General features: G+C 49.0%; 19 protein-coding genes and 1 pseudogene. 14 read left to right on the top strand and 6 right to left on the bottom strand.

All coding sequences use genetic code 11. The features are described from left to right. Positions 1-11: 11 nt before the first annotated feature. Complete coding sequence (locus tag ACR1R9_RS24895) at positions 12-161, bottom strand: hypothetical protein (RefSeq protein WP_310854378.1); 150 nt, start codon at positions 159-161, stop codon at positions 12-14. Positions 162-421: 260 nt separating this feature from the next. On the opposite strand from ACR1R9_RS24895, the gene ACR1R9_RS24890 reads away from it, so the two are divergent. The 4 genes from ACR1R9_RS24890 (at position 422) to ACR1R9_RS24875 (ending at position 4,467) form a co-directional block, all read left to right on the top strand. Continuing rightward, positions 422-1,075: a hypothetical protein gene (locus ACR1R9_RS24890; RefSeq protein ID WP_099858625.1), complete on the top strand. Its 654-nt coding sequence runs from the start codon at positions 422-424 to the stop codon at positions 1,073-1,075. A 113-nt stretch (positions 1,076-1,188) separates the two neighbouring features. After that, positions 1,189-2,031: a serine/threonine protein kinase gene (locus tag ACR1R9_RS24885; protein ID WP_326064207.1), complete on the top strand. Its 843-nt coding sequence runs from the start codon at positions 1,189-1,191 to the stop codon at positions 2,029-2,031. Positions 2,032-2,532: 501 nt separating this feature from the next. Further along, positions 2,533-3,279, top strand: a complete 747-nt coding sequence (gene map, locus ACR1R9_RS24880; protein ID WP_063566201.1) for a type I methionyl aminopeptidase — start codon at positions 2,533-2,535, stop codon at positions 3,277-3,279. Between the two features lie 174 nt (positions 3,280-3,453). Further along, positions 3,454-4,467 carry an NADP-dependent oxidoreductase gene (locus ACR1R9_RS24875; RefSeq protein ID WP_099858621.1) on the top strand — a complete coding sequence of 338 codons (1,014 nt, stop codon included), beginning with the start codon at positions 3,454-3,456 and terminating at the stop codon, positions 4,465-4,467. A gap of 102 nt (positions 4,468-4,569) precedes the next feature. Here ACR1R9_RS24875 and ACR1R9_RS24870 read toward each other — a convergent pair whose 3' ends face one another. Next, the gene (locus ACR1R9_RS24870) at positions 4,570-5,055 is read right to left on the bottom strand and encodes a CcdC family protein (RefSeq protein ID WP_175382111.1); all 486 of its coding nucleotides are present in this window, start codon (positions 5,053-5,055) and stop codon (positions 4,570-4,572) included. 308 nt (positions 5,056-5,363) lie between these two features. On the opposite strand from ACR1R9_RS24870, the gene ACR1R9_RS24865 reads away from it, so the two are divergent. Both ACR1R9_RS24865 and ACR1R9_RS24860 read left to right on the top strand, forming a co-directional pair. Continuing rightward, the gene (locus ACR1R9_RS24865) at positions 5,364-5,519 is read left to right on the top strand and encodes a hypothetical protein (protein WP_433922431.1); all 156 of its coding nucleotides are present in this window, start codon (positions 5,364-5,366) and stop codon (positions 5,517-5,519) included. Next, the gene (locus tag ACR1R9_RS24860) at positions 5,516-6,646 is read left to right on the top strand and encodes a hypothetical protein (protein ID WP_310854380.1); all 1,131 of its coding nucleotides are present in this window, start codon (positions 5,516-5,518) and stop codon (positions 6,644-6,646) included. Before ACR1R9_RS24865 ends, ACR1R9_RS24860 begins: the two co-directional genes overlap by 4 nt. Before the next feature lie 97 nt (positions 6,647-6,743). Here the strand turns inward: ACR1R9_RS24860 and ACR1R9_RS24855 are convergent, their stop codons facing one another. From ACR1R9_RS24855 to ACR1R9_RS24845, 3 genes and pseudogenes are all read right to left on the bottom strand, one after another. Then, positions 6,744-7,133: a TetR-like C-terminal domain-containing protein gene (locus ACR1R9_RS24855; RefSeq protein ID WP_246318088.1), complete on the bottom strand. Its 390-nt coding sequence runs from the start codon at positions 7,131-7,133 to the stop codon at positions 6,744-6,746. Between the two features lie 51 nt (positions 7,134-7,184). Continuing rightward, a pseudogene (locus tag ACR1R9_RS24850) lies at positions 7,185-7,313 on the bottom strand (TetR family transcriptional regulator); the annotation flags it as partial. Beyond that, positions 7,310-7,975, bottom strand: coding sequence for an MBL fold metallo-hydrolase (locus tag ACR1R9_RS24845; RefSeq protein ID WP_433922432.1), 666 nt, complete (start codon positions 7,973-7,975; stop codon positions 7,310-7,312). The gene ACR1R9_RS24845 and the pseudogene ACR1R9_RS24850, both read right to left, overlap by 4 nt. Before the next feature lie 495 nt (positions 7,976-8,470). Between ACR1R9_RS24845 and ACR1R9_RS24840 the strand changes: the two genes are divergently transcribed. Next, positions 8,471-8,935, top strand: coding sequence for an Rrf2 family transcriptional regulator (locus tag ACR1R9_RS24840; protein ID WP_076290611.1), 465 nt, complete (start codon positions 8,471-8,473; stop codon positions 8,933-8,935). Positions 8,936-9,183: 248 nt separating this feature from the next. Beyond that, positions 9,184-9,810, top strand: coding sequence for a nitroreductase family protein (locus ACR1R9_RS24835; protein WP_076290610.1), 627 nt, complete (start codon positions 9,184-9,186; stop codon positions 9,808-9,810). Between the two features lie 115 nt (positions 9,811-9,925). On the opposite strand, the gene ACR1R9_RS24830 is transcribed toward ACR1R9_RS24835, so the two are convergent. Beyond that, positions 9,926-10,609 (bottom strand): S-layer homology domain-containing protein, encoded by a 684-nt coding sequence (locus tag ACR1R9_RS24830; RefSeq protein ID WP_076290609.1) that lies wholly within the window; start codon positions 10,607-10,609, stop codon positions 9,926-9,928. Between the two features lie 325 nt (positions 10,610-10,934). On the opposite strand from ACR1R9_RS24830, the gene ACR1R9_RS24825 reads away from it, so the two are divergent. From ACR1R9_RS24825 to ACR1R9_RS24800, 6 genes are all read left to right on the top strand, one after another. Further along, positions 10,935-11,990 carry a lactonase family protein gene (locus ACR1R9_RS24825; protein WP_433922433.1) on the top strand — a complete coding sequence of 352 codons (1,056 nt, stop codon included), beginning with the start codon at positions 10,935-10,937 and terminating at the stop codon, positions 11,988-11,990. A 248-nt stretch (positions 11,991-12,238) separates the two neighbouring features. Then, positions 12,239-14,113 carry a rhamnogalacturonan lyase gene (locus ACR1R9_RS24820; RefSeq protein ID WP_175382117.1) on the top strand — a complete coding sequence of 625 codons (1,875 nt, stop codon included), beginning with the start codon at positions 12,239-12,241 and terminating at the stop codon, positions 14,111-14,113. A gap of 479 nt (positions 14,114-14,592) precedes the next feature. Then, positions 14,593-15,672, top strand: a complete 1,080-nt coding sequence (locus tag ACR1R9_RS24815) for a sulfate ABC transporter substrate-binding protein (RefSeq protein ID WP_076290607.1) — start codon at positions 14,593-14,595, stop codon at positions 15,670-15,672. An 82-nt stretch (positions 15,673-15,754) separates the two neighbouring features. After that, the gene (gene cysT / locus ACR1R9_RS24810) at positions 15,755-16,591 is read left to right on the top strand and encodes a sulfate ABC transporter permease subunit CysT (protein ID WP_063566191.1); all 837 of its coding nucleotides are present in this window, start codon (positions 15,755-15,757) and stop codon (positions 16,589-16,591) included. 40 nt (positions 16,592-16,631) lie between these two features. Further along, positions 16,632-17,507 (top strand): sulfate ABC transporter permease subunit CysW, encoded by an 876-nt coding sequence (gene cysW / locus ACR1R9_RS24805; RefSeq protein ID WP_310854382.1) that lies wholly within the window; start codon positions 16,632-16,634, stop codon positions 17,505-17,507. Between the two features lie 226 nt (positions 17,508-17,733). Next, entirely contained in the window at positions 17,734-17,973 is a 240-nt protein-coding gene (locus ACR1R9_RS24800) for a YezD family protein (RefSeq protein ID WP_062322628.1), read from the top strand. The last annotated feature ends 8 nt before the right edge of the window (positions 17,974-17,981 follow it).

Below are 17,981 nucleotides of genomic sequence, written 5' to 3'. Positions count from 1 at the left end.
AATAACTGCTTCTACGTTACATAAGATAACACATGGAAAAGCTGTGCAGCAATGATTTCCTCTGTCGCGGGAGCGTATTGGAGCAATGGAGTTAACAAAATTGACATGAATAATTCATCCTCATAAAAAGTGACGGCATTTGCACCAACGAATTTCGACATGACAGCATTCATGCTCATTGTCGGATGAAGGGTTATTTTTACGAATGAGGCAACTGACAAAAGTTCTTATGAATCCGCAGAAACAGAAGAAAAGCGTCAAAGGGATCTGCCAAGAGACTGACGAATACATACCGACAAGCAAATGAAATATGCGTACTTGATCTATGAGACAGGTTGACCCGATCCGATGACAGTTCCAGAAGGGAACGCTGAAGCCACTACCTTGTATCAAAAAGACTTCATTCCGGGAGGGAATAATAATGATTGAAGAAGTGGGAGCAACGACGGAAACGGCCAAGAGCCTGGGCATTGGTGCCAGTACTCTTCGTAAATATGCGGCAGCGCTTGAGGAACAAGGGTATCGATTCGAGCGTTCCGCCAACAAATCCAGATTGTTCAAGTCGGACGATATCGAGTGCATCGAACGACTGATGACAGAACTTAGGGAACATAACTTGCCACTTGCGGATGCTGTGGTGACCGTACTGAATCCAGACGTGCCTGTGATGGTAATGGAGGAGGCCTCAGAGACTGAATGTGCGGCAACAGTGATGCCTGCAATATTTCCTGAGGGACCTGAACCAACAGGAGCATTGAGATCTTATGAAGGTCTGGGACAACTGGTGAGTGAAGTGACTTACGGTGCTGTCGGACAGCAGGATGATCAGGTACAACTGCTGCAGCATCGGGTGGACGAACTGGAGTTAACGCTGCAGCATCTGGCGGATACCCATCTTGCTCTCCAGGAGCAGATGGAGAAGCAGCGTCTTTGGATGAATGAGAAGCTGGAAGAAGAGAGGGACCGTGAACTGGTCACCAATCTGCGCAGCTTTCAGGGAAGAAAACGAAAACCCAAAGGAACATCGCTCCGAATGTTGTTTGGGCTGCTGCCCAAAAAGCACAAAGAAGCCTGAGAACTCGGCCCATGCTCGTCGTGATTTTACACAGATAGCTTGATATAATGAGCCCATACAACAACAAGACTGGCTGCTGATCTGCTCTGCTTAAACGAAAAACAGGAGATCAGATGGCTGGCGTGGGAGGATCTGTGGAGCTGCGACGAAGCTGGCAAAGACTGCTCGGCCTATGGACTGATCGTCCCCGGCGGAAAGGTACAAAGATCGCCGGGCGTTATACGATATATGACTTGCTCGGCATGGGGAGTTATGGACTGACATACCTGTGTACCGATGAACAGACCGGCAAGGATGTGGCGTTAAAAGAATCCAAACCCAGCAAAGGTAGACTCGCTGTACAGTTGCTGGACAGGGAGGCAGATGTGGTGAATCGGATGGATCATCCGGCTATCCCTAAGTTGCTGGACGTGTTCACATACCGGGCGCGCAGTTACATTGTCACCGAGTATATCCTTGGGGAGACACTGGAACAGTGCATATTCGAGCAAGGCTGCAAATATACGGAACAGGATTGTCTGGAGTTGGTAAAACAACTGCTGGCTCCCATTATGCATGTTCATGAGCAGGGATATATTCATGGGGATGTTCGTATTCCAAATGTCATTTTACGTGACGTGCAGGTGCACTTGATTGATTTTGGCCTGGCAAGGCGCATGGGGGAGCCGTTGTTGCCTGAGCTGAAACGACGGATGCATGAATTACCTGAGCCTGAAGATGAACTGGCTGCACCTGACCAGGATTTGCAGGATCTCGGTCATTTTCTTTTGTTCATGCTGTATTCCGCTTACGAGCCAGAGAAGGGCCGCAAACCGGCCAGTTGGCAGGAAGAACTCAAGCTCACGCCGGAAGTTCGCGATATGCTGGAACGACTACTTGGACTTCGTCCAGGCTATGAAGGTGGGGCGCTGGAATTACAGGCGGATATTGACCGTGTGCTGATGAAATTGCGATGAAGAAATAAATAGGGTTGTTTTGCTAACCGTGAAAACGGCTGGCAGAACAACCCTTTTAATACATATACGATGACTTAGCGCCAGTCTAGCTGGAGCTGTATTTCCTGCTTTTATAATAACCGGAGCCGTGGCGGCTATCCCGACGCTTCGCATCCGAAGATGAATAGCGTTGATAGGCACGTTTGCCTGAGGAACTGCTGTGACGTTTATATGAGTGTCTATCCGATGAGCTGTTACGCCTATGATGAGATGAAGATTTAGAATCGAGGAGTTTGCCGATAATCTTTTTGAACATGAAAGTTCATCCTTTCGTCTTCAACCGTTTTAAGCATATACGGGGCTCTGTTGGAGTGGGTTTCGGTTTTTTTAAGGGATTATATTCATTGGACAGGGGCTAGGCGTATAATAGGATGCTCGAGGATTACACGGAATTTTTTATTTTGAGCATTTCGCGTTACAATAGAAGACAGGATGAGATTTTAACGGACAGGAGTAGTTGTAATGATTACGTTGAAGACCAAAGAACAAATCGAACTTATGAAGAAGGCCGGAGAAATTCTTGCCGCATGCCATAGAGAAATCGCTGGAATGATCCGTCCAGGGATCACGACACAGGAAATTGATCAGTTTGCAGAAGCTTTTATGAAGAAAAATGGCGCCACGCCGGAACAAAAGGGATACAACGGGTACCAATATGCGACATGTGCGTCGGTTAATGATGTGATCTGTCATGGATTTCCGGGGAAATATGTACTGCAGGATGGAGACATCGTTACGATTGATATGGTCGTGAATCTGAACGGCTGGCTGGCCGATTCCGCGTGGTCGTATGCGGTGGGCCAGGTGACTCCGGAAGCACAACATCTATTGGACGTTACCAAAACATCTCTCTACAAAGGGATTGAACTGGCTGTGATCGGCAACCGGATCGGTGATATCTCCAATGCGATTCAGACGTATGCGGAAGGTGAAGGTCTATCGGTTGTCCGTGAATTTATCGGTCACGGAATTGGAGAGAAAATGCATGAGGAACCACAGGTGCCTCACTACGGCCCGCCACATCGTGGTCCACGTCTCAAGGAAGGTATGGTTATTACGATTGAGCCGATGCTGAACATTGGTACGTACCGTAGCAAGCTGGACTCGGATGGTTGGACAGCGCGTACTCAGGATGGGAGTCTGTCAGCCCAATATGAGCATACGATTGCCATTACAGCAGATGGTCCTGTCATTCTGACTGCTCAATAATGGCTCCAAATGTCTCCAATGTGATGATATTTGCATATTTCAAGGCGGCCCACGTTTGTGATCCGCCTGTTTCGGTTTAAACTATTTAGAGGCGATACACATAGAGCCGGTGGTGAATGATATCAGCTGACAGAGGGTTAACCCCTGTCCACTGGCAAGAAGGAGGTCATTTTGGTGTCTGAAAATAAACAGATCGTACTTGCGTCTCGTCCCGAAGGTGCCCCATCCAGAGAAGACTTTAAATTCATTGATGCACCGCTTCCTGAACCGGATGCAGGACAAGTCCTGGTACGTACGCTATATTTGTCTGTAGATCCATACATGCGGGGCCGCATGAAAGATACAAAATCCTATGCTCCCCCCTATGCGTTGAATGAAGTGATCAAGGGCGGAACGATTGGGCAGGTGGTGGAGTCTTCGGAACCCAATCTGCGCAAAGGGGATTTGGTATCCGGCATGTGGGGCTGGCAGCAGTATGCAGCCGTAAATACAGGGGATATTTCACTGATTGATACAGAAGAGGCTCCAATTACGGCTTACCTGGGCGCGCTTGGCATGACCGGTTTGACCGCTTATTTTGGCATGGAAGACATCGGTAAGCCAAAGGACGGCGAAACGGTAGTTGTATCGGGAGCAGCCGGAGCGGTAGGTATGATTGCGGGCCAGATCGCCAAGATTGTAGGTGCGCGTGTAATCGGGATTGCAGGTTCTGACGAAAAATGTGCTTATCTGAAAGAAAAACTAGGATTCGATGTGGTGTTAAACTATAAGCACGAAGAGGATATGTCTGCTGCCATTGAACGGGCTTGCCCGGCTGGGGTAGACGTTTATTTCGACAATGTTGGCGGTGAAATCTCCGATGCAGTATTGCGCCATATTAATCGGAATGCACGTATTCCACTCTGTGGACAGATTTCGTCATATAATCTGGAGAAACCTGACATAGGCATGCGCCCGCAGACGTTACTGTTAACGAATACCGCGTTAATGAAAGGCTTTCTGGTGGGTGACTATGCCAAGTCCTTTAAGGAAGGCCGAGCCAAACTAGCTAAATGGATCAAGGAAGGCCACATTCAGTTTGAAGAAAACATTGTGGAAGGTTTTGACCAGACGCCTGAAGCATTTATGGGCCTCTTCTCTGGAGATAACCTGGGCAAACAGCTTGTAAAGGTTGCGGACCCCGAATAGATATAGAATTCCTTGAATATATGCCAGAACAGGAAAAGACACGTTCCGCACGGTGAAGTGCAAAGAACGTGTCTTTTTAGTTGTTAGGATGTTGCGATGAAGCTAAGATTCGGCAGCAACAACTTCCTTATAGTGCTTGTACATATATACCCGCCAGCGTACGATCATACCGAAGGCCAGAAGGAAGAACAATCCACCCGTTTGAGGAATGCTCACATAACGCTGAATGACTTCATGCAGGATTAGACGTATTGCAAGCAATCCAAGCAGAATGAACGCGAAGCTTCGTGAACGGGTGGCAAAAATTTCTTCATTAACTCGTTCAAAGCGAGTACTGCGAATGAGGGGATACGAGAATATAAACCAGCCCACCAACAGCGCGATAAGTGCCCATAGAAGCGGAACATGTGTCTCAGGTACAACAAACATGAGAAAACCCGTACTCATTCCCAACGGAGGAATAAGTATTTTGCGAATGGTTACCGGACGGTGGCTGGCTTTCATTCGAATAAAAATGGCAAGTAGGGCCATGACGAGCATACCCAGAGTTGCACCGATCTGAAGGTAAGACGGACTGATTTGAGCCACGTAAAACTCCCTCTTTCTGGAATAATATGTTATCCGGACATCCGGAATATGATGCGAATTACCGGAATTTTCTGTTTCTATTATATCACAAACGAAGAAAGCCGATAGAATGCTTAGTGTATCATTTACCCGGTTTGTATATAGAGGGTTCATTTGAAAAATTTGTATTATTGTACCCAGTGTGAGGCGGTTTATTCGAGTAAGGGAATTCAGGAAATGAACGAACATGTAGGGTCATAAAAATCGACGGTTACAAGACAGATAACCACGTGGGTCATATAGAGCTTGTCATGCGACTGCACAAACATATGAAACAGATGAAAGGGCGTGGACGTATTATATACATTCCCGATCCGGTCTATGGGTGGATGGGCTACAGAAGGAACGACAGTAATAAGGGAAAGGAGTATTATGCCGATCATAGTTATACCTTGGAACAGAGCAAGGAGGAATACGCTTCATGAATAGAAGTCACAGGCCGCTCACGGGATGGACTTTGGCTTGTCTGACCGTGGTATCAGTGGTCCTGGTTATCCCCTGGATTTTGTGGCAATCACAGGCACCGACACCGCTTAACATCATGATTGTTGACAAAAGTAAACCGGACTTGTCCTATGTAGGGCATAAGGGACTAGTCTGGATTCTGAATCAGCAGAAGATTGTCCAACAGACAGGGGAACATTATACGTATGAAGAGGACTACTACGGATATGATATACAGAACGGAATCTCCCGGATTGAACGGAAATTGCCGGATGAGGTGACCGACACGGACCTGATCTATCTGACGGCGAATCATCATATTTCATCTACAGATACGAATGAACGTATACAAGGCAAAACTTATGAAGGTCTTACGATATATGATGCGCACAAAATTCGTGAAGCTGCAACCAAAGGCGTAACGATTGTCGCTGAGTTTAGCGCCTTGTCGAATTCTGTTTCGAACATGACAAGAGAGCAATTGTATCCGATTCTGGGCATGAAAAGCAGCGGATGGCAGGGGAGATCGGTATCGGATCTGCAGAGCTTGGATGAAGTGCCACAGAAGGTACGAATGAACTATGAGCTTAGGGAGAAAAAGGAGTGGCCCTATCATGGAGCAGGTATTGTACTGATTCATGAGGATGGACGTGTGATTGTACTGAAGCAAGGCCGTGATGTAAAGACCGGTGACATAAAGCTCTCCTTTACACAGGAAGGTGGGAAATGGAGTGGAATTACCCGGGATATCCATTACAGCGAATGGTTTGACATCATTGTGCCTGAGCAACAGGCTACTGTACTGGCCTGGTATAAGACGGATCTAACGGAGAATGGTCAGCAGAAACTGATGGACGCAGGTATTCCGGTGGAATTCGCTGCTCTTATCCGGCATGAGGGATATAATCGGACATATTATATGGCAGGATCCTTCGGAGAGCTGGAGCATTATTCGTTCTGGCGCCGTATTAAAGGGTGGGATGTGGTAAAAACGAGGCTCACACCGGATCAAAAGGGGGTTCCGGATCGGTTTTACTGGAAAGTATATGTACCCGTGATGAAGAAGATTTTGCAGGAAGTCCAGACAGGGCAAGCACCCTGGCAATAGAAAAACCGTTCCTTTGGTAGCGGGACGGTAGGATACATAAGGAGGGCTGCAGATCATCTGCAGCCCTCTTCCATTTGGCATCAAGATATATCAGGTTTTATGAATGAAGATGTCGCAGCCCATTCAGGAAAGCGGCCACGGACAGTTGCAGGCTCTCATCCGGGTCAAAGTTCATACCGAAGCCACCTTTTTCACCCATGGAGGCGAAGCCGTGGCAAAGACTGCGTAAACCGCGAACGGCATGGAGCGTTTCCGCTTCACTTAGCGTATAGGGCTGCAACAGGCGGAGCAGCAGATCTAGGGCAGCTGTACTCTCCACAACGAGCTGCGGTTCCTGACGGTCCGGGGCATGGAAAAAGGCTTCGTATAGCCCTGGATGCTTGCGGACGAAGCCGATATATGCGGCAGCGACCTCCTGAATGGCTTCGTCACCCGAACGGCCGACAGAAGCCTCAGTTAATGCAAGCCTGAGCTGCTGTGCGGACATCAACGCCAATTCCTGGCGAAGCCCGGGAAGACCGTTGATGTGGTTATAAAGCGACGGGGAGCGCACGTCCAGCCGCTGGGCCAGAGCGGCCAGTGTTAGCGAATGGAATCCGTCGCTGTCGGCAAGCTGGGCGGCGGCACTTAACAGAGCGCCGCGATCCAGCCCTTGGCGGGGGCTCACAAATGCCCCCCGGCAGGGCGCAGCCGCTGCTCTGCGTCTGCTGTAGCTGCGCGCATGGCCGCGGCGGGCTGACGCAGCATTCGTCCGTGCCCTACAGCGAGCACGGACGGTTCCAGCTCAGCCAGGCGCTTGGCGCTGGCAAGAGCAAGTTTACGGTTCCACGTCGCCAGCGCGGGGAACGGAAAGAGCGGGCGCAGGCGGCCGGATACGGCGAGGCCACCGTGCAGCTGATACGCGTCGCCAGCGATGAGCACGCGGCTGCGCGTATCCATGAAGGCCATATGGCCCGGCGTATGGCCTGGGGTAGCAATGGCGACCAGGGATCCGATCCGGTCGCCGTCATCGAGCAAGCGATCCGGTCGGGTGCGGATCGCTTTGGGTACACTGCCGCGTACCGGAATCTGCGGCTCGCCGGGAAGCAGGGAGGCGTCTCCGGCCAGCAGCGGGGCATCTCTTCTGGAGATGCAGACCTCGGCTTTAGGCAGCGCATCCTTAAGACCATCCAGTGCACCGACATGGTCGCCATGGGCGTGAGTCAGAATGATTCTGGTAATCGGTTTGCCCAGGGATTGTGCAGTAGACAGAATCCCCTTCAGACTGAATGGCATTCCGGCATCAATAAGGGTAAACCCATCTTTTTCTTCAACAAGATATACGTTCACAGGGAAGAGGCGTGGAAGAAATGAAACTTGGACAACATCATGCTCACGTGTAATTCACATCATTAAATCCTCCTTAAAACTAATGTTGTTAGTAATATAACTAATATAATTAGTTTTTGCAATACCCCATGTTGATTTGCTTAAAAAATAGGATATTTTAAAATCCCAAAACACTTTACAAAAAAAGCGTTTTCAAAATAGGAATAACCGATTATAATAATCTCGTAAGCCCTTTCATATGTCTATCTTATTGGAGCCTTTCGCGAAGCGATAGGCTCACTTTTTTTGTTCTGTTCCCTCAAAACACGGGGGAACTCAACCTTTTTACTAAGCCTATGAAGGGCCTGTATATACTGGTATGACAGGGGATATCGGGTTTTCTAACCCCTAAGTTGAGAGTGTTGACAAACATAACTGTTATTCCTATAATAACAGTTATACTTACCTTGGATTGAATTTTCATCGGTGAACGATATGCCGGGAAGGGAGTAAGTAATGAACAGTGAATTTACCATTGCTGTGCACTGTCTGGTCTTTCTGTCCATGAAGGATGAGTGTATGGCCAATAGTGAAGACTTGTCTCAAAGTGTGGGTACGCATCCAGCCAGAGTACGCAAGGTGCTTAGTGTGCTGCGGAAGCATGGATACCTAACAACCAAGGAAGGTGCTCACGGTGGATATCTGCTCAGCCGTCCGAGTGATGAAATCAAGCTTGGAGAACTGTACAGACTGGTAGCGGGTGGATCACTTGGTCCCAGCTGGTGTTCGGGAGAATCCGGTTCAACATGCGTTGTTTCTTCCAATATGCAGGGTGTGATGGGAAGCATCTACGATGGAGGCGAAGAGGCACTGAGTGCTTATTTTGACCGTATATCCATTGAGGATGTGAAGCATCGTATCGGTAATGGGGAAGAATGTTCTTTGTCTATGGAACCCTTGTCCATGAAGGATAGGTCGTGACAGAACTGATCGTTAACAGCTCTTCATGACCTGGCCTTGGACTGCTGCTGTCAGGCATGGTGGACAGGCTATACAAGGACGTTTGCTCCGGTTGTAAGATCCGTTGATGTTTCAGGCGATTCCGGGCATAACGTGAACACAGATGGAAGCGATCGTCTGCGCTGATGTTATTTTCGGAAGGTGAGTACTCGGTAGAGTTTGGCCTTGCGAACGTAAAAAAATAAAAAAGAACTTGGGGAGTGGAACGCATGTCCAGCATTGAAAACAATGAAACACTTCGCGTGATTAACGAACGTCACGCTGTCAAAAAGTACGAAAGTGGTTTTGTTATGCCTGAAGCGGATCTGAACGCTATTCTGACTGCCGCTTCCGAAGCTCCGTCTTCATGGAACCTGCAACACTGGAAATTCCTCGTGATCGAATCCGAAGCAGACAAAGCCAAGTTGCTGCCAATCGCTTACGGCCAAAGTCAAATCACAGACAGCTCCGTTACGATCGCTGTACTCGGGGATCTGGAAGCGAACCGCAACGCCGTGATTTATGATCAGGCTGTTGAAGCGGGTGCAATCCCGGCTGAAGTTCGTGACGCATTGGTTGGACAGATCAATGGTGCTTACAAAAATCCGCAAATCGCCCGCGATGAAGCGATCCGCAATGCATCGTTTGCTTCACAGAACATTATGCTTGCTGCACGTTCCCTGGGATATGATACTTGCCCAATGGGTGGTTACAACCCGCAACAATTGATCGAAACGTTCAACATCCCTGCGCGTTATTTGCCAACGTTGTTGATCACTGTAGGTAAAGCTGCAGTTCCAGCTCGTCCGTCAGGTCGTTTCCCACTGTCTGAGGTTGTTGTTAAAGGTTCTTTCTAAGACTGATTTTGGATCAGTTATTGCTATAGGTATCAATAGATATAACATAAATAGCCGCATGTCCCCTCTAAAGGGAACATGCGGCTATTTGGTATTTAAATGATGAAGAAGGTCATTATTTCTCTGGTGTTTCCGGGATTTTCGGTGCATTGAAATCTTCCAGATACTCAATTGCGTTATACATCATAACCGCAGCTTCGGCGCGGGTAATCGTTTCCTTCGGATTGAAGTTGCCCTCTCCATCGAGCGTGTTAATCTTCAAGACAAGGGAGCGTTGAACAGCACCTTGAAATTCTGGAGTCAGCTCTTTATCGTCCGTGATATCTACAGGTTTGATGTTAATCATTGGCAAGCCACCTTTGGCTTCAATGCCCTGCATCAAGAAAAGGGTAAACTGTTCACGGGTCAATGCCTTGGAAGGGTCGATATCGTTGGTCATCTTAATACCATTGAACTGGGCACGGACAAAAGCATCACTGTACCATACGCCATCTTTTACGTTGGAAAAGTAGTCACTTGGCAGCGGCTGCTTGATAAAACGAATCGTGTCCAAATTCAGATTCAGACCATCTGCAATGAGCTGTATACCCTGAGCCGTGTTTAGCTCCTGTTCCGGTTTGAACAAGCTATCACTTACGCCTTTGATTAAACCATCCTGATGTAGGGATTCAATCTTATCTGCCCCTGCAATATCTTGAATATCAGTGAATTCCGCTTGAGCGGCATGAATCGGACCAGCGCTCAGAGATAAGGTAAGTAAAGCTCCGGCTGTTAATGTAGCCAATATATTTTTTTTCATATCAGATTCGCCTCACTTTTCCAGGGAGTATCCCTTTGTATAAAAGTTATTTGTCCCTATAGACGACCCTATTCCTCAAAATGTTGCTGTAATTTTCCATTGTTTCTCCACAACATATTCCGTTGGAATATGTACAAAGGGAATGGACTATTGTAAGGCCTTACACTTTGTATTATCTTGAGGGTAGATAACCACTGAAGCAAAAGTCTGTGAATTGGGTAAGTACATAACAGTGGAATCAACTATTCGGGTTACAACTTCTTATAATTGCATGTAATTAGAGTGTGAGATCAATCATTTGAATCAATAAGGAGAGAATGAAACGATGGAACCAACAGTAACGAATGAAGTTTTTTTCTATACAGGTACTTATGCATCAGCAGATCAACCGGGGATTTTTCTATGTGCGTTGAACAAGGAAACAGGCGAGTTGCGGATTGTAAATCATATGGATGGGGTGGATAATCCGTCTTATCTTGCTTTATCTCCGGATGGGAATGGTCTGTACGTGGTAAGTGAGACGGATGAGGGAGAGGTGCTGGTCTATCGCAGGGATGCCGCAACGGGTGAGCTGCACTTGATGGATCGCAAATTGACGAAGGGCGCATCGCCTTGTTATGTATCTGTCACGGAGGATGGCGAGTGGGTGCTGACTTCAAACTACAGCAGCGGCAGTGTGAACGTATTTCCGGTAGGAGATCAAGGCACGCTTGAAGAGATGAGTGCGTTGATTGAGCATACCGGAAGAGGGCAAAATGATGACCGTCAGGAAGGGCCGCACGCCCACTCGATCCAACCAGACCCTTCAGGTCAGTATGCCGTTGTCTGTGATCTGGGTCTGGATCAGATTATTGTGTATCGTCAGGAAGAAGGTCGCCTGGTAACGCATCGTGAGATGAATCAGCCTCCAGGCTCTGGACCGAGACATCTCGTCTTCCACCCAAGCTCGAAATGGGCCTATGTGATTAATGAATTGAGTAACACCGTTACGGCATTCATGTATGATCAACGCAGAGGTGAGTTCACTACGTTGCAGCATATCACCACACTGCCTGAAGGACATTCTGGTGAAGGTACGGGAGCGGATATCCGTGTGTCCCCATGTGGCCGTTTCCTGTATGCTTCCAATCGTGGGGACGACAGCATTGTGCTGTATCACATTGACCAGGAATCCGGTGAGCTGGAGGCTATAGAGTGGACTTCCACTATCGGTCAGACTCCGCGTAACTTCAACCTGCTTCCCGGTGGTATTCTGCTGGTGGCCAATCAGGACAGCAACAACCTGGTTGCTTTTCAGATCAATGGTGAAGATGGACGTCTAACACACAACGGATTCAAGCTGGAGATACCCCGCCCAGTGTGTATTGCTCCGGTAGTATAAGGTGGGATGACACAACATTCTTTGTTACGTTCAAATTCCGATCGAGCTTGTGAGAAAGAAGCATCCAAGTCGAAAGATTCATCTTTCGGCTTTTTTCCTTTTTTTCATACATAAAATTACTAAATTAGACCTATAGATGGAATTATATGTTTAATTTAAAATGAATATATTAAAGCGCTTACATGGATGCGAGAAGGCGCTACCAAGGGCATCGGGCTTACCAATTCGATTGGGGAGGCAATGGCTTTATGGGAAAACGATCGTTATGGAAGCGTACATTGCGGACCGCAGGTGTGTCACTGCTGAGTTCTGCGCTACTGGTTACTTCGCTGGGTCTTGGAGACACGTCGGTCACTCATGCTGCGGGTGCCCGTCAGATGGAGTTTCTGGACCGAGGTGTAGTTGCAGTGAAGACAGGCACAGGTGTGTTCGTTAGCTGGCGGCTTCTGGGTACGGAAGGGTCGAATGTATCGTTTAATGTCTATCGGGATGGAACCAAGGTAAACGCATCGCCCATAACGAACAGCACCAACCTCCAGGATACAAGCGGGACAAGCAGTTCCAAATATACGGTTCGAGCCGTAGTCAGTGGAACCGAACAGGCTGCTTCGACGGCAGCGAGCGTATGGGGCAATAATTATTTGTCTGTACCTCTCAGTGTACCCGCAGGAGGCACAACACCGGATGGTGTAGCCTACACGTACAGTGCCAATGATGCGAGTGCAGGCGATGTGGACGGGGACGGCGAGTATGAACTGATTGTAAAGTGGGACCCGTCCAACTCCAAGGATAATTCCCAAAGCGGCTACACGGGTGAAGTATTTATCGATGCCTACAAATTGAATGGAACGCGCTTATGGCGTATCAGTCTGGGTAAAAATATCCGTGCGGGTGCCCATTACACCCAGTTCATGGTGTACGATCTGGACGGAGACGGCAAGGCGGAAGTGGCGATGAAGACGGCTGATGGTACCAAGGATGGTACGGGCGTAGTCATCGGGGATGCCAGCAAGGATTATCGTAATTCCAGCGGATACGTTCTGTCCGGGCCGGAGTTCCTTACGATTTTCAATGGACAGACCGGCAAAGCACTTTCCACGGTGAACTACGAACCGGCGCGCGGTAATGTGTCCGATTGGGGAGACAACTATGGCAACCGGGTCGATCGGTTCCTTGCTGCGATTGCGTATTTGGATGGAGAGCGGCCAAGTCTGGTCATGGCGCGTGGATACTACACCCGAACCGTTCTGGTGGCGTACAACTGGCGGGATGGACAACTAGCCAAGCAGTGGACGTTTGACTCCAACACGTCAGGTAATTCAGGTTATGCAGGACAGGGCAACCATAATCTGAGCGTTGCGGACGTAGATGGCGATGGCAAAGACGAAATCGTTTACGGAGCGATGGCGGTGGATGATAACGGCAAAGGACTTTACACGACAGGGCTTCATCATGGGGATGCGATGCATCTAAGTGATCTGGACCCCGATCGTGCGGGACTTGAAGTATTCCAGGTGCATGAAACAGCGTCCAATGCCGGAGTGGAATTCCGTGATGCGCGTACAGGTCAGTTGATCTGGGGCATACCTACGACAAAAGATATTGGACGCGGCATGGCAGCCGATATTGATCCACGTTATAAGGGTGCCGAAGTGTGGGCAGATGGTGGTTTGTATACAGCCAAAGGGCAGAAAATTGGGACAACCCTGCCTTCCTCCACGAATTTTGGCATCTGGTGGGACGGTGACCTTCTCCGCGAGTTGTTGGACAGTAACAGGATTGATAAATGGGACTACGCCAATAGCAAAACGGTTAATCTGTTGACCGCATCCGGTGTTTCTTCCAATAATGGAACGAAATCCACACCGAATCTGCAGGCTGACCTGTTTGGCGACTGGAGAGAAGAAGTGGTATGGCGGACCAATGATAGCTCTGCACTGCGCATCTACACAACAACAGCCATTACGGACAAACGGATCTACACCCTGATGCATGATCCGGTATACCGTCTTGGCGTAGCTTGGCAAAATGTAGCCTATAACCAACCGCCACACACGGGCTTTTATTTGGGAGATGGCATGAGCACACCTCCCGTACCGAATATCCGGTACGCAGGCAAATAAGAGGGAAAGGGCATGGACTCATGCCAACCCCAGGAATGATGTTACAGCGAATAAAACTTACCGCTGATAAGGGAACAACGGACTTTGATTCGTTGTTCTTCTTTTTCTGCCATTTACACAGATATTCGGTAGAAATCGGAAAAAAACGTTTGACAGTCATATGTACTGCCCTTATGATACGTATATAACTCACTAAACAGGTAGGAATAATAAAAATGAGCTTGCTCTATTTGCGGGAGCAGTCATTTACAGTCACATGAGAGATCGTAACGTGAACAGAATAACGTTCTCACCGTATAGACGGAGGAACACCGCAGCGCATCATTTCTGGATGAAGCATACACGGCCTTTGGGTCGGCATGACTTTATGAGGGAGAAGTGCGCGGGGGTTCCTCCGTTTTTTGTTTTTTTCGGTGCGTTCCATGCTGTTCAGCCTGCCTGGGGTAATCTTGCAGATCCATTCGGGGGGAGTGTTATCTATGAAAAAGAGAATTCATAAGGGTATTCTGGTTGGTCTGGCATTGGTGTTAACAGGGGTACTGGCGGCATGCGGATCGGATAGCGGTGGCACGAATACGGCAGGAACATCGGGGGGAACGGAAGGTGGCAAAGAAGGGGCAAAAGCGATCGAGCTGCTGAATGTATCCTATGATCCGACACGTGAACTCTATGAGCAATATAACAAGGCGTTTGCGGCGTATTGGCTGAAAGAGAAAGGTCAGGAAGTAACGGTTAAGCAGTCTCATGGTGGGTCAGGTAAACAAAGTCGTTCTGTTATCGATGGGCTGGACGCGGATGTGGTTACTCTGGCATTGGGATACGATATCGATGCTATTGAAGATAAAGGTCTGATCAATGCGGGTTGGCAGGACAAATACGAGCACAACAGCTCCCCGTATACTTCAACGATCGTATTTTTGGTACGCAAAGGCAATCCGAAAGGCATTAAGGACTGGGATGATCTTATCAAGGGAGATACCCAAGTCATTACCCCGAATCCAAAAACGTCCGGCGGGGCACGTTGGAATTATCTGGCGGCGTGGGGATATGCGCTCAAACATAACAACAATGATGAAGAGAAAGCCAAAGCGTTTGTTGCAGAGCTGTTCAAACATGCGCCTGTCCTTGACTCTGGAGCACGTGGGGCGACGACTACGTTTGTAGAGCGCGGTATTGGTGATGTACTGCTTGCATGGGAGAATGAGGCTTTCTTGTCAGTTAAAGAGTTGGGACCGGACAAATTCGATATTGTTGTGCCTTCGGTCAGTATTTTGGCTGAACCACCTGTAGCGATTGTAGATAAAAATGCAGACAAAAAAGGCAGCCGCGAAGTGGCTGATGCCTATCTGAAATATTTGTACAGCGAAGAGGGGCAAACCATTGCTGCCGAGAACTATTACCGTCCAACCCTGGACAGCGTAAAGGAAAAGTTCAAGGATCAGTTCCCGCAGCTTGAGCTGTTCACATTGAACGATGTATTTGGTACATGGCGCGATACCCAGGCCAAGCACTTTAATGACGGCGGTATCTTTGACCAGATTTATGTTCCGGGCAGCTAATGCATCTGACGTCGATGATGTTGCATGACCATGTAAGCGGCCAACCAGTCCGACCGACTGAAGGCAGAGAGGATGAACGTGCATGAGCAAGGTGATGGTGGCCCGGAGTCGCACACTGCCGGGATTCGGATTAACGATGGGTTACAGTGTGCTTTACCTGAGCCTGGTTGTACTTATTCCACTCGCAGCGCTCTTGTTTAACTCGACGGGGCTGACCTGGTCCACACTGATTGAGGTGGCGACCAATCCCCGGGTACTGGCTTCTTTCCAGGTGAGTTTTCTGACTGCAGGTGCAGCCGCCCTGATCGATCTGGTCCTTGGGCTGCTCCTGGCTTGGGTACTTGTCCGGTATGAGTTCCCTGGAAAACGGCTGTTTGATGCCGTCATTGATCTGCCTTTTGCCTTGCCGACAGCAGTGGCGGGGGTTGCCTTAACGGCGCTGTATGCCGGAAATGGCTGGATTGGGCAGTTTGTGGAACCTCTGGGCATCAAGCTGGCCTATTCACAGGCGGGCATTACGCTCGCGCTGATGTTTATTGGGATTCCGTTTGTGGTGCGTACGGTGCAGCCGGTATTGCAGGAATTGGAGACAGAGGTGGAGGAAGCTGCGGCTACACTCGGAGCGGGAAGATGGCGGATATTTCGAAAGATCCTGCTTCCGGATCTGATCCCGCCGCTGCTGACCGGTTTTGCGTTAGCCTTTGCCCGAGGTATTGGCGAGTATGGTTCAGTGGTATTTATCTCAGGCAATATGCCGATGAAAACGGAGATTGCGCCCCTGCTGATCATGGCGAAGCTGGAGCAGTTCGATTATGCAGGAGCTACGGCGGTAGCCTTGCTGCTGCTGCTGGTCTCTTTTGTCCTGCTCTTGATCATTAATTCACTTCAACGCTGGAGCCGCAAGGCAGGCAGAGCTTAGTGAGCAGTGAACCAACCTAAACCAAAAGGAGGTACAGAATATGGCGGGTTCCGTTCCATTAACGCCTGCTTCCCATGTAAGAACCGGGCCGGGGCCAAACCGAGCAACGACGGAAGCACCGTGGGTTAAATGGTTGTTGATCGGGTTGGCAAGTCTGGTGCTGCTCTGGCTGCTCATCTTGCCGCTGGTGATCGTGCTGATGGAGGCGTTAAAACAAGGCTGGGGTGTCTACATCGCCGCGCTTACCGAGCCGGACGCGATGTCGGCATTGAAACTTACGCTGCTGGTTGCCGGAATCACCGTACCGCTCAATACGATATTTGGTGTGGCGGCTGCGTGGGTCATTACTAAGTTCCAATTCAGGGGCAAAGGACTCATGATCACCCTGATCGATCTTCCTTTTTCGATCTCGCCTGTGGTAGGCGGGTTGATCTTTGTCCTCGTCTTTGGGTCGAATGGATGGTTTGGACCTTGGCTGGCCGAGCATGATATCAAAATTATTTTTGCCCTGCCCGGCATTGTCATCGCAACTTTGTTCATTACGTTTCCCTTCGTTGCCAGAGAACTGATTCCGCTAATGGAAGATCAGGGCACGAGGGAAGAAGAAGCGGCGGTTACGCTTGGGGCCTCGGGGTGGCGGATTTTCTGGAATGTGACACTTCCCAACATCAAGTGGGGACTGCTGTATGGCATTATTCTGTGTAATGCGCGGGCGATGGGCGAGTTTGGGGCCGTGTCTGTTGTATCGGGACATATTCGCGGGGAGACTAACACCTTGCCGCTGCATGTCGAGATCCTGTATAACGAATATCAATTCTCCGCTTCGTTTGCCGTCGCCTCCTTGTTGCTGATTTTGGCTCTGGCAACGTTGCTGCTCAAGAGCTGGTTGGGTCATAAAACGATTCCCGAAAAGTGATGTAACACTCCTGTATCCATGCCGATCATCTTGGTTTTGAAGAGGGTTCCGAATGAAAATGAATTTTGTTTAAACTTCATGAAAATTCGGATTGACAGCTACTGGAAGCCCTGCTAATGTATAAACCAAGTATATAGGTTGGATAAGAATGAATTATAAGTCGGGTTGGATGACAGCGCACTTGAGGAATATAGCGGGCAGTAGCCCGAGAAGAGGAGGCGGCTCTATGGCTAAGCCGTTAAAAGTGGATGAGGTATGGATGGATCGAATTGCCGGACAACTGAATGACATGGAGTTTGGCTCATTACACATCGTTGTACACGAAGGCCAGATTGTGCAGATGGAGCGCACCGAACGCAAGCGTTTTGAAAATACGCCCTCCGGCAGCGCCTCCAAATCCGGCAGCACTGCACGAAGCAGCTCACCCCGTTCATTGCGCTCATCGAATGCAAGCGCGAAGGGATAGGCATCATG

Origin of the sequence: Paenibacillus taichungensis (assembly GCF_050994985.1) — a bacterium.
Taxonomy (GTDB): Bacteria; Bacillota; Bacilli; order Paenibacillales; family Paenibacillaceae; genus Paenibacillus; species Paenibacillus taichungensis.
Note: the sequence above shows the minus strand (reverse complement) of the source record. Positions and strands in the feature narration are given on the sequence as shown.